Source organism: Neptunitalea chrysea (assembly GCF_027924145.1).
Lineage (GTDB): Bacteria > Bacteroidota > Bacteroidia > Flavobacteriales > Flavobacteriaceae > Neptunitalea > Neptunitalea chrysea.
Genome location: NZ_BRVP01000015.1, coordinates 95,292 through 106,057, shown reverse-complemented (window position 1 = coordinate 106,057; position 10,766 = coordinate 95,292). Strand labels below are relative to the sequence as shown.

Genomic DNA, 10,766 nt, shown 5'->3' with positions numbered 1-10,766 from the left:
ATTCATATCATTCGTTTTCCCGATATACTAAATCCATTGAAAATGCTGGAGTACAAATAGCAATATATTCACAAGGTTCCTCAAATGGATTTGAGTATTGAATTCGGGTATTTTTTAAAATTTTTATGGATTCTCCTGCAGATAAAACAACAGTTTTATCCTCTATAATAAATTGTTTTTTACCCTTAATGATATAGGTGTACTCGTCAAATTCGGGAGTTTGGAATGGCTCGCTCCATCCCGGTGGGGCAATCATATGGGCAATGCTTATATCTTTATTCTCATTGGTTGCATTACCAAAATGCTCTTCTATAAGTTTTCCGTCGGTAGTGGGTACTACAAAAGGGGTTTTCTGAATGATAAACTTTTTCATGTCTTAGTGTATTTTGCCTGTTGAACCGTTTTCGGATGGCGATAGTGTAAAATGGTATTTAGGGGTTAATCCTTCTTCCTTGCGATGTGAAACATATAAAATAGCGGTAGTACTTTCTGCAGCTATTTTATTGATAAAATTAACCAGTATACGCACATTATCTTCATCTAATCCGGTTGTAGGTTCGTCTAAGATAAGTAATAAAGGATGTTTTACCATGGCTCTAGCAATCATAATCATGCGTTGGTAGCCAAGTGAGAGTTCTTTGAAATAGGTTTTTTCAAAATTTTCTAATCCCATTACCGATAACCATTGTGAGGCAATTTTTAGCTGTACTTCAGTAGGTTTATTGTATAACCCAACAGCATCAAAGAAACCGCCAATAATCATTTCAATGGCAGTATATCTCCCTGTGAATTGTTGGGTGAGATTAGTAGTAAAGTAGCCTATGTTTTTTTTAAGTTCCCAAACACTTTCACCCGATCCTTTTTTGTGTCCAAATAGATATAATTCTTGACCATACCCTTTCACATTGTCTCCAGTAATCATACTTAGCAAAGTGGTTTTACCTGATCCATTTGGCCCTGTTAATTGCCAAAATTCTCCTGGTTTAATATTCCAATTAATATTTTTAAGAATGTGTTTATTTCCATATGAAACAGAAATCTCTTTACATTGAATAAGGTAGGTGTCGTTATAGTGTTGTGCTTCTATAGGTTTTGGAATAGTAATACTATCGTTAACAAATGTACTTTTTGAAAACTCCTTATAAGCAGAAAGCTTATTGTTGTTGGCAAGATACTTTTTGGTCATAAAGTCAGGGATATCTTTTTTGCGACTTAGTAATAATACCAATTGCACTTTTGTTGAAATATCTTTTAAGGTATGATGAAGTTCTTGTTGCGATTGAGCGTCTAAATGATCAAAAGGATTATCTAGTAGTAATATCTCAGGTTGCTCATGTATAAGGTATTGTAGTAGAGCCTTCTTCTGTTCGCCTCCCGATAAAGTTTTAATAGATTGTAACTGGTTTCCAAAAATATTATGCTCGTGAATTTCTTCCTCCTTAATAAAAGATTCTAACACCGCCGGACTAAATATCTTTACTTTAGTTTTGTCCTCTATTACAATTTCAGAAAATGTGTTCTCTACTATTTTTTTTATTAGTATAGAGGAAGAGCAGCTATTATCGTGAAAAATTAAAATACTATTCATTAATCTGTTTTTAATACCACCCAATCATAAAGTATTTTATCGGAGCTGTTTCCGGAATATCATTTTCGGTTACATCGTAAAGGGTGTTTTTTAAAAATTTAGGATCTAAATTCTTTTTATCAATGGTAAAGTGAGCATTCAAATCATTTACATGAATTACTACAGAGGTCCATAAATTATCAATAGAACTTATGGGATACTGTTTTTTTATATCCTTAAATGTACTATTAACTGTAATGCCCGACTTGGTATAATATTTAGGACTTATAATTTTAATGCTTCTAATGGTGTGAATACTATCCTTAGCTGGCGTTATTTCTAGTAAAGGTGCACCGGTTTTATCAAAAATTTCAAAACGCTCGGTACTTGCATAGCGTAATTCACCTTCGTAGGCACTTTCAGAAACAGAATCTTTAGCAAAAATAGTTTCTAATTCATCTAAATGTGTGGTAGGGGTTAGTAATCCTACCTGATCTTTAGTGATTAAGAATTCGTTTTCGGCATCACTTGCGCAGGATGTAATTACAAGTGATATGATAATCACAATTATTGATATTTTAAGGGTGTACTTTTTCATAGGTAAATAAATTTATCGTAGATAAAAGGGTGAAAAAAATTATAACCAACCAAAGCTTTGTTGTTATGATAAATATTTCGATACCATTTTTACGTAAAATTAGGGTATTATCAAGGAAAAGAAAACCATTGATAAAGAAATTAATAAAGTTTTATAATATTTAAAGTTCTTTAAGTTACCGCTATAGGCGTTAGGGTTTAAGTTAGTATCTTTGCAAAATGAAAATGAGTAAAGAAGAAGTAATGAATCTGGTAGACCAAGGATTATGGTTGCCATTAATGGAGGAGTTCTACACTATTCAGGGAGAAGGATACTACAAAGGTACCGCAGCGTATTTTATTAGAGTTGGAGGATGCGATGTAGGTTGTCATTGGTGCGATGTTAAAGAAAGCTGGAATGCAAATTTACACCCTCCTACAGAAATATCTGAAATTGTTGAGAATGCCATAAAGTATTCTGATACTATAGTAATTACCGGAGGTGAGCCTTTAACTTGGGATATGGGGCCTTTAACAGAGGCATTAAAAGCTAAAGGGGTTAAAACACATATAGAAACTTCAGGTGCATATATACTTACAGGTACTTGGGATTGGGTGTGTTTATCGCCTAAAAAAATAAAATTACCGACTAAAGAGGTTTATGAAGCTGCCAATGAACTTAAGGTAATTGTGTATAACAAACACGATTTTAAGTTTGCGGAAGAACAAGCGGCAAAGGTAAATAACAATTGTATTTTATATTTACAACCGGAATGGAGTAAGCGAAATGAGGTGGTTCCTGATATTGTAAATTATGTAATGAAAAACCCGAAATGGAAAGTTTCTTTACAAACTCATAAATATTTAAACATTCCGTAACAAATTAAAAAAAAATGTTATAAGTTATTTAATATTAGTAGAAAGTTCTATTTTTACGCTAAACTACTAATATATATAAGCTCATGAAAAAAATTATTTTTGTTTTAATAGCATTTATTGGACTACAGGTTTCGGCTCAAACTTCTGCTAAAGATAAGGCAGTGGAGTTGTTTAAGGTTAATGGAAAAGCTACTTTTTATTCTAATTTATACCTTTCTAATGGAGGAGATGAATCTACTTCAAAAGAAAAAGTTGATATGGTGTTAGATAATCTTGCAGTTGTTTATTCGCAATACTTGAGTGCAGAAGACATGCAAGTAATGATTGACTTTTATAGCACTGAAGTAGGTAAAAAAATAGCTGATGGCTCTTTTGCTAGAGAAGATCAGTCTATAGCAGTAGCTTATGAAGAGTTTTCTAAAACTGAAGCTATGAAAAAGTTTGTGACTAATGCTAAGAATATTGGAGTTCAAGAAACTGAAATCCAGTCAGATTGGTTAGGATCTTTATAAGATAAAAGATTATAAAGAGAGCTGGGCTAAATAGTCATAATGTTCTCCTTCTAAAATACAAGTACATTTAAAGCCGTTGTAATCAGCGGCTTTTTTTAATGTGTCATAGTCAATATACATCCAGTCAAAAGCGGGTTCTTCTTCACCTTTGTATTTTACTATATAGTCTACTTCTCCGTAATACGATTTATCGGCCGGTATCCATACGCCACCATCTTCTTCATCGTCTTCAAACATGTAAATAATATCAGAAGAGTCTAAAAGTATTTGACCCCCCGGAGCAATTAGTGTTTTTAGTTTTTCTAAAAATGCAGTAAGTTTTTCTAAACGTCCACACATTCCCGCACCATTCATTAATAACAATAGCGTGTCGTATTTGTTGTTAGAGGTCATAGTCATAACATCTAGGCTAATAGCATTTTTAACACCTCTTAATTTACAGGCTTCTATAGCATTAGGAGAAATATCTACGGCTGTAACCTCTAAACCTCTGGTGTTTTGAAGGTATAAGGAATGACTCCCTGCTCCACAACCAATATCTAAAACGCTACCAGATGTTATATCCAATGCTTTTTTTTCTAGGCTCGGCATTTCATCATAGTCTCTAAATAAATAAGGAAGAGGTAAATCATCTTCTTCAGAAATAGAAGTTTCTGTTTTAATGTCCTCGGTATAGTTCCCCAACTGATAATCTAGTATAGCTTTTCCAAAAAGATCCTTCATATGTAGCGAAATAAATTTATAATTAAGATTTTTGCAGTAGAAACAGTTATATTTTGGAAACTATTTTAAAGCAATTGCCGCAACTGGCCAAAGATAAACATAACGAGAATAAGAAGTACTTTGCAAAGCTTAAAAAAAAGCCTCCAAAAAATCTTGACTATGTTATGGAGGAATTACATGAGGAGGAGTTTGAAAGAACCGATTGCCTTTCATGTGCCAATTGCTGTAAAACTACAGGACCATTGTTTACCAATGCAGATATTGATCGTATTGCCAAGCATTTAAAATTAAAACCTCAGCAATTTATAGATCAGTATTTGAGAGTAGATGAAGATAACGACCATGTATTACAGTCGGTACCATGTAAATTTTTAGATACCGATAATTACTGTTTAATTTATGAGGTACGCCCAAAGGCATGCAGAGAATATCCGCATACCGATCGAAAAAAGTTTCATCAGATTACCAACCTTACTTTAAAAAATACGGCTATTTGTCCGGCTGCATTTAATATAGTGGAAGAGATGAAAAAGCGTATTAAGCTTTAATCATAGATAAGGTACTTATTTCTGGTAAGTTTAAAACTGTTAAGGTCTTTTGTCCAACTGGCTCTAATAGCTTCTTCAGATAAACCTTGTTTAATTTGTTGTTGTAGCTTTTTAGTGCCAGCCAATTTTGTAAAAAAAGATATAAAGAATTCCGATTTATCGGGGGTTATATTATATGCATTTAGCAACCATTTTAATTCTAGTTTCTCTAGGCGGTTAATACCTGTTAGGTTATATCCATAACACCTAGTGCCATTGTATTTAGGGTTTTTAGCACCTTCATTAGGACCAGGCGTAAATTCAAATTTCGTATCAGAAAAATAGGGGGCTCCATATACCTGAAACTGTATATTGGTACCTCTACCTACACTAACATTTGTCCCTTCAAAAAAGCATAAACTAGGATATAATGCAATAGCCCTGTCGTTAGGTAAATTAGGAGAAGGCTTTACTGGTAAACTATAGGTGCTATTATGCGTGTAGTTTTTACAAGGTATTACCGTAAGGTTGCATTGTATGCCATTTGTTAACCATTTTTCACCATTAATCATTTTACCATATTCTCCAATGGTCATTCCGTATAACACAGGTACTGGATGCATTCCTACAAAACTTTTATTTTCTTTTTCTAATACAGGGCCATCAATAATATGTGCATTCGGGTTAGGTCTGTCTAAAACAATTAATGGAATGTTGTTTTCTGCACAGGCTTCCATTACATAGTGCAACGTAGAAATATAGGTGTAAAATCGGGCGCCAACATCTTGTAAGTCAAAAACTAAAACGTCTAAACCCTCTAGTTGCTTATCTGTTGGTTTTTTATTATTTCCGTATAACGAAATAATAGGTAGTCCGGTAGTAATATCTTTACCATTTTTAATATGTTCACCAGCATCTGCAGTACCTCTAAACCCATGCTCTGGAGCAAATATTTTGGTAAGGTGAATGTGCTTACTAAGAAGGAAATCTACCAAATGAATATTCTCAGAAGTAGATAAAACACCTCCTTGCATACGTTGTGTAGTGGTATGTTGTAAGATGCCGGTTTGGTTGGTAACCACACCAACTTTTTTATCCTTTAGTAGCGGTAGGTATGCCTCTATGTTTTCGGCTCCGGTGCGTATTTGGGGGGCTTTAACGGTTTCAGATTTTATAGGAGTGGTGGTTTTATTATCGGCGGCCAAATTGTTTCCGCAGGAAAAAAGTAGTATAGCCAATAATAAAAATGTATTTTTGAGACGTAATAAAGAAACCATATAGCTTGAATTTTGAATATTTTATAGCAAAGCGAATTGCTACTGCTAAAGAAGATAAAAATAGTATTTCGGCATCAATAATAAAAATAGCAATTGTAGCTATTGCTATTAGTTTGGTAATGATGCTAACAGCTATTGCTACTGGTTTTGGATTGCAACACAAAATACGTGAGAAGGTTGCGGCTTTTAATGGTCATATTCAGATATTTGAATATGGTACCAATCAATCTGATGTTTCCGTAAATCCTATTTCTAAGGAACAAAAATTTTATCCCAACTTTACTAATATTCCTAATATTCAGCATATACAGGCAGTTGCCGGTAAAGGCGGAATTATACGTACTGAAAAAACCTTTGAAGGTATTATTGCCAAAGGAGTAGGTGCCGCCTATAATTGGGAGTATATGCAGGACTTTTTGGTAGAAGGAGTATTACCCGATTATACAGGGGATAGAAATGAAGATATTTTAATGTCTTCTTACATGGCTAACAGGTTAGAGGTGAAAGTAGGCGATGTGGTGACAGCCTTTTTCCTAAAAGATAACGGCAGCGATATTCCTAATCAGATGAAGTTACATATTGTTGGGTTGTACGATAGTAGTTTTCAGGAGTTTGATGCTTCGTATGTAATTATGGATTTACGCCATATTCAACGTATAAATAAATGGGAAGCTAACGAGATTGGAAATTTCGAAATTTTTGTCAATGATTTTGACAAAATTAACGAAACCGAAAACTTGATTTATAATCAGATTCCTTCTAATTTAAATTCACAAAGTATACTAGATAAGTATCCGTTTATTTTTGATTGGATTTCATATTTCGATTTTAATATTGTACTTATTATAAGTATTATGATTTTGGTGGGGGGCATTAATATGATCACTGCGCTATTGGTGTTGGTATTAGACCGTACCCCAATGATTGGAATGCTAAAAGCGTTTGGAAACACCAATTGGAGCATCCGAAAAATATTTTTATATAACGCAGTGTATCTAATAGGAAAAGGAATACTTTGGGGAAATGCAATAGGTATCGGTTTGCTATTACTTCAGCAAAAATTCGGATTTGTGAAGTTACCACCAGAGACCTATTATGTAACTGAAGCTCCTATATATCTTAACCCATTGCATATTCTATTACTTAATGCAGGGGTGTTAGTAGTTTGTCTGCTTATGCTTTTATTACCTTCATATATCATTACTCGTATTGCTCCGGTGAAAGCCATTAAGTTTGAGTAAGAAACAACTTTATCGAATAGTATTTCAATTGCATAAAAACTATACTATCTTTATGGCAGAACATTGAATGCTATGAAATACGCTAAAAATATATTAGAGACTATTGGGAATACCCCTTTGGTACAACTGAATAAACTAACTGAAGATATAGATGCTTTAGTGCTAGCTAAAGTAGAAACCTTTAACCCGGGGAATTCTGTTAAAGACCGTATGGCGGTTAAGATGATTGAGGATGCAGAAGCCGATGGGCGCCTACAACCAGGCGGAACCATTATAGAGGGTACCAGTGGTAATACGGGAATGGGATTGGCCTTAGCAGCTATTATAAAAGGGTATAAACTAATATGTGTTATTAGCGATAAACAATCGAAAGAAAAAATAGATATTCTACGCGCTGTTGGTGCAGAGGTAGTGGTGTGCCCTACCAATGTAGAGCCTACAGATCCGCGTTCGTATTATTCGGTTTCCAAACGTTTGGCAGAAGAAACACCTAATGCGTGGTATGTAAACCAGTATGATAATCCATCTAACGCAATTGCTCATTATGAGCAAACCGGTCCCGAAATATGGGAACAAACCGAAGGTAAAATAACCCACTTTATTGTTGGGGTTGGTACCGGAGGAACTATTTCTGGCGTAGGTAAGTATTTAAAAGAAAAGAATCCGGATATTAAAATATGGGGAGTAGATACCTACGGTTCGGTATTTAAAAAATACCATGAAACCGGAGTCTTCGATGAAAATGAAGTATACCCTTATATAACCGAAGGTATTGGAGAAGATATTCTACCTAAAAATGTAGATTTTAGCATCATAGATGGTTTTACTAAAGTGACAGATAAGGATGCTGCTGTGTATACCCGAAAGATAGCCAAAGAAGAAGGTATTTTTGTTGGAAATTCAGCCGGAGCTGCTATTAAAGGGATGTTGCAACTAAAACAACACTTTACCAAAGATGATGTAGTGGTAGTGTTGTTTCATGATTCCGGAAGTCGTTATGTGGCTAAAATGTTTAACGACGATTGGATGCGTGAGCGTGGCTTTTTAGAGGTTGCGGTTACCAAGGCGGGCGATCTTATAGCACAACATAAAAATGTACCTTTAGTTACCCTACGAACAGAAGAGTTGGTTTCGCATGCTATTGAGCGTATGCGGAAATATAAAATTTCGCAAATACCGGTAGAAGATGTCAATGGTTTTGTTGGGTCGGTTAATGAGTCTGATTTGCTACGTGCTTTTATAGAAGATAAGAACATGTCTGATAAACCTGTTAAAGAAGTAATGGGAGCGCCGTTTCCGGTAGTAACGGTAGATACGCCTTTAGATAAACTCTCAAAATTAATAACCCGAGAAAACGATGCTGTTTTAGTAGCGTTAGCAGATGGTACCCATCATATTATAACCAAGCACGATATTATTAGTGCTATTTAATAAGAGGTATAATCACGTTTCCTAAAGTTTTTAAAAACTTTTGTTTTTTATTACAGATAGTTGTATATTTAAGTAAAGGAAATTGCTATATACTATTTTAATTGGTTTCAAAAAAAGTTATATTATTTATAGGTTTGTTATGGTTTGCATTAGGTGTGCAAGCACAAACGCCTATTGTAGATATAGCTTCAGATTATAATAGTGACCAAATAGTAGAGAATTGTTATCTTAAAGATGTAACCAACTCATTTGCTCCTTATATTGGTACTTGGCAATGGTGCAGTGGTACAGATACCTTGACTATTGAAATGGCAAAATACAGCATGGTACATGATACGCTAAGTTTGACACCTCACTATAGTGACTTATTAATTGGAAAGTATCGTTATGTAAAGGATGGGTATGAGGTTATAAATACTTTAAATTACCCTATTACAAATACTAATGTATATACCGCTCACCCGATATATACAAAATTCGGATTACCACCTATTATAGGAGCACGGTATCGAAATGATGATTATGCGGGATTATTTTTTAGAGATTACTTAAAAGAAAAATCAGAATCTATGAAATTGGTATTACAGTTAACACTCGTGGGAGAACCCTCTAAAGTGCAGTTAATTTTAGAAAATAGTGAGCATTGGGCTTTTAGCGCAGCTGAGCATAGAGATCCTGAGTTTACCATACCTAATTATGTGATATTAACGAAAATATAGATGAATTTAAGAGTTATATTATTTATAGGGTTATTATGGTTTGCAGTAGGTATGCAAGCACAAATGCCTATTGTAGATATCGCTTCAGATTTTAATAGTGACCAAATAGTAGAGAATTGTTATCTTAAAGATGTAACCAACTCGTTTGCTCCTTATGTTGGTACTTGGCAATGGTGTAGTGGTACAGATACCTTAACTATTGAAATGGCAAAATATAGCATGGTATATGATACGTTAGGTTTACCCCCACATTATAGAGATATATTGGTTGGAAAATATCGTTATGTAAAAGATGGATATGAGGTTATAAATACCTTAAATTACCCTATTACAAGTTCTAATGTTTATGATTTACATCCTATATATAATAAGTTTTGGCTGTCTCCCATTATAGGAGCAAGGTACAGAAATGAAGATTACGTCTACTTGCATTTTAACGATTACTTAAAAGATAAGTCAGAGCCCATGAAATTGGTATTGCAGTTAACGCTAGTGGGGGAACCATCTAAAGTGCAGTTAATTTTAGAAAATAGTGAGCATTGGGCTTTTAGTGCAGCAGAGCATAGAGATCCTGAGTTTACCATACCTAATTATGTGATATTAACGAAAATATAGGGAGTGTATAGATGAATTTAAAAGTTATATTATTCATTGGTTTATTATGGTTTGCATTAGGTATGCAAGCACAAATGCCTATTGTAGATATAGCTTCAGATTATAATAGTGACCAATTATTAGAGAATTGTTATCTTAAAGATGTAACCAACTCGTTTGCTCCTTATGTTGGTACTTGGCAATGGTGTAGTGGTACAGATACCCTAACTATTGAAATGGCAAAATATACAATGGTATATGATTCTATAAGTCCAATACCATCTTATGAAGATTTGTTAGTTGGAAAATATCGTTATGTAAAAGATGGCTATGAGGTTATAAATACCTTAAATTACCCTATTACAAATACTAATATTTATGATAGTCATCCTATCTACACTAAATTTGGATTAGTGCCTATTATAGGGGCGAGATATAGAAATGAGGATTATGCACATTTATTTTTTGAAGATTACTTAAAAGGTAAATCAGAATCTATGAAATTGGTATTGCAGTTAACACTCGTGGGAGAACCCTCTAAAGTGCAGTTAATTTTAGAAAATAGTGAGCATTGGGCTTTTAGTGCAGCAGAGCATAGAGATCCTGAGTTTACGATTCCTAATTATGTGATATTAACGAAACAATAAAGATTAAACTTTAAGTTTTAGTAATCTTTTTATGTATTTTATTTGTTTTTATATGAAAGATTTGTATATTGGT

The 10,766-nt window shown here is 33.9% G+C and carries 13 protein-coding genes; 8 read left to right on the top strand and 5 right to left on the bottom strand.

All coding sequences use genetic code 11. From position 1 onward, the window contains the following. Positions 1-7: 7 nt before the first annotated feature. Genes NBRC110019_RS11800 through NBRC110019_RS11790 form a run of 3 tightly spaced genes read right to left on the bottom strand, consistent with a single transcriptional unit; the run spans position 8 to position 2,165 of the window. Positions 8-373 (bottom strand): cupin domain-containing protein, encoded by a 366-nt coding sequence (locus tag NBRC110019_RS11800; RefSeq protein ID WP_281755079.1) that lies wholly within the window; start codon positions 371-373, stop codon positions 8-10. Between the two features lie 3 nt (positions 374-376). Continuing rightward, complete coding sequence (locus NBRC110019_RS11795; RefSeq protein ID WP_281755077.1) at positions 377-1,588, bottom strand: ATP-binding cassette domain-containing protein; 1,212 nt, start codon at positions 1,586-1,588, stop codon at positions 377-379. Between the two features lie 10 nt (positions 1,589-1,598). Next, complete coding sequence (locus NBRC110019_RS11790; protein WP_281755075.1) at positions 1,599-2,165, bottom strand: hypothetical protein; 567 nt, start codon at positions 2,163-2,165, stop codon at positions 1,599-1,601. A gap of 224 nt (positions 2,166-2,389) precedes the next feature. On the opposite strand from NBRC110019_RS11790, the gene NBRC110019_RS11785 reads away from it, so the two are divergent. Together NBRC110019_RS11785 and NBRC110019_RS11780 are read left to right on the top strand one after the other, a co-directional pair. Then, complete coding sequence (locus tag NBRC110019_RS11785; RefSeq protein ID WP_281755073.1) at positions 2,390-3,022, top strand: 7-carboxy-7-deazaguanine synthase QueE; 633 nt, start codon at positions 2,390-2,392, stop codon at positions 3,020-3,022. 83 nt (positions 3,023-3,105) lie between these two features. Next, positions 3,106-3,534: a DUF2059 domain-containing protein gene (locus tag NBRC110019_RS11780; protein ID WP_281755071.1), complete on the top strand. Its 429-nt coding sequence runs from the start codon at positions 3,106-3,108 to the stop codon at positions 3,532-3,534. Positions 3,535-3,543: 9 nt separating this feature from the next. Here the strand turns inward: NBRC110019_RS11780 and NBRC110019_RS11775 are convergent, their stop codons facing one another. Continuing rightward, positions 3,544-4,257: a class I SAM-dependent methyltransferase gene (locus tag NBRC110019_RS11775; protein WP_281755070.1), complete on the bottom strand. Its 714-nt coding sequence runs from the start codon at positions 4,255-4,257 to the stop codon at positions 3,544-3,546. A 53-nt stretch (positions 4,258-4,310) separates the two neighbouring features. Between NBRC110019_RS11775 and NBRC110019_RS11770 the strand changes: the two genes are divergently transcribed. After that, the gene (locus NBRC110019_RS11770) at positions 4,311-4,805 is read left to right on the top strand and encodes a YkgJ family cysteine cluster protein (protein ID WP_281755069.1); all 495 of its coding nucleotides are present in this window, start codon (positions 4,311-4,313) and stop codon (positions 4,803-4,805) included. Here the strand turns inward: NBRC110019_RS11770 and NBRC110019_RS11765 are convergent. Next, positions 4,802-6,061 carry an exo-beta-N-acetylmuramidase NamZ family protein gene (locus tag NBRC110019_RS11765; RefSeq protein ID WP_281755068.1) on the bottom strand — a complete coding sequence of 420 codons (1,260 nt, stop codon included), beginning with the start codon at positions 6,059-6,061 and terminating at the stop codon, positions 4,802-4,804. The genes NBRC110019_RS11770 and NBRC110019_RS11765 overlap by 4 nt on opposite strands. Before the next feature lie 5 nt (positions 6,062-6,066). Between NBRC110019_RS11765 and NBRC110019_RS11760 the strand changes: the two genes are divergently transcribed. From NBRC110019_RS11760 to NBRC110019_RS11740, 5 genes are all read left to right on the top strand, one after another. Further along, positions 6,067-7,302 (top strand): ABC transporter permease, encoded by a 1,236-nt coding sequence (locus tag NBRC110019_RS11760; protein ID WP_281755067.1) that lies wholly within the window; start codon positions 6,067-6,069, stop codon positions 7,300-7,302. Positions 7,303-7,374: 72 nt separating this feature from the next. Further along, positions 7,375-8,733: a pyridoxal-phosphate dependent enzyme gene (locus NBRC110019_RS11755; protein WP_281755066.1), complete on the top strand. Its 1,359-nt coding sequence runs from the start codon at positions 7,375-7,377 to the stop codon at positions 8,731-8,733. A 101-nt stretch (positions 8,734-8,834) separates the two neighbouring features. After that, positions 8,835-9,452: a DUF6705 family protein gene (locus NBRC110019_RS11750; protein WP_281755065.1), complete on the top strand. Its 618-nt coding sequence runs from the start codon at positions 8,835-8,837 to the stop codon at positions 9,450-9,452. Next, complete coding sequence (locus NBRC110019_RS11745) at positions 9,453-10,067, top strand: DUF6705 family protein (protein WP_281755064.1); 615 nt, start codon at positions 9,453-9,455, stop codon at positions 10,065-10,067. It abuts the gene before it with no gap. 11 nt (positions 10,068-10,078) lie between these two features. After that, positions 10,079-10,693, top strand: coding sequence for a DUF6705 family protein (locus NBRC110019_RS11740; RefSeq protein ID WP_281755062.1), 615 nt, complete (start codon positions 10,079-10,081; stop codon positions 10,691-10,693). Positions 10,694-10,766: the final 73 nt, after the last annotated feature.

Coding starts and splice junctions, on each gene's coding strand:
- NBRC110019_RS11740 (WP_281755062.1), top strand. CDS start 10,079: ATGAATTTAAAAGTTATATTATTCATTGGTTTATTATGGTTTGCATTA.
- NBRC110019_RS11790 (WP_281755075.1), bottom strand. CDS start 2,165: ATGAAAAAGTACACCCTTAAAATATCAATAATTGTGATTATCATATCA.
- NBRC110019_RS11755 (WP_281755066.1), top strand. CDS start 7,375: ATGAAATACGCTAAAAATATATTAGAGACTATTGGGAATACCCCTTTG.
- NBRC110019_RS11795 (WP_281755077.1), bottom strand. CDS start 1,588: ATGAATAGTATTTTAATTTTTCACGATAATAGCTGCTCTTCCTCTATA.
- NBRC110019_RS11800 (WP_281755079.1), bottom strand. CDS start 373: ATGAAAAAGTTTATCATTCAGAAAACCCCTTTTGTAGTACCCACTACC.
- NBRC110019_RS11785 (WP_281755073.1), top strand. CDS start 2,390: ATGAGTAAAGAAGAAGTAATGAATCTGGTAGACCAAGGATTATGGTTG.
- NBRC110019_RS11765 (WP_281755068.1), bottom strand. CDS start 6,061: ATGGTTTCTTTATTACGTCTCAAAAATACATTTTTATTATTGGCTATA.
- NBRC110019_RS11745 (WP_281755064.1), top strand. CDS start 9,453: ATGAATTTAAGAGTTATATTATTTATAGGGTTATTATGGTTTGCAGTA.
- NBRC110019_RS11775 (WP_281755070.1), bottom strand. CDS start 4,257: ATGAAGGATCTTTTTGGAAAAGCTATACTAGATTATCAGTTGGGGAAC.
- NBRC110019_RS11780 (WP_281755071.1), top strand. CDS start 3,106: ATGAAAAAAATTATTTTTGTTTTAATAGCATTTATTGGACTACAGGTT.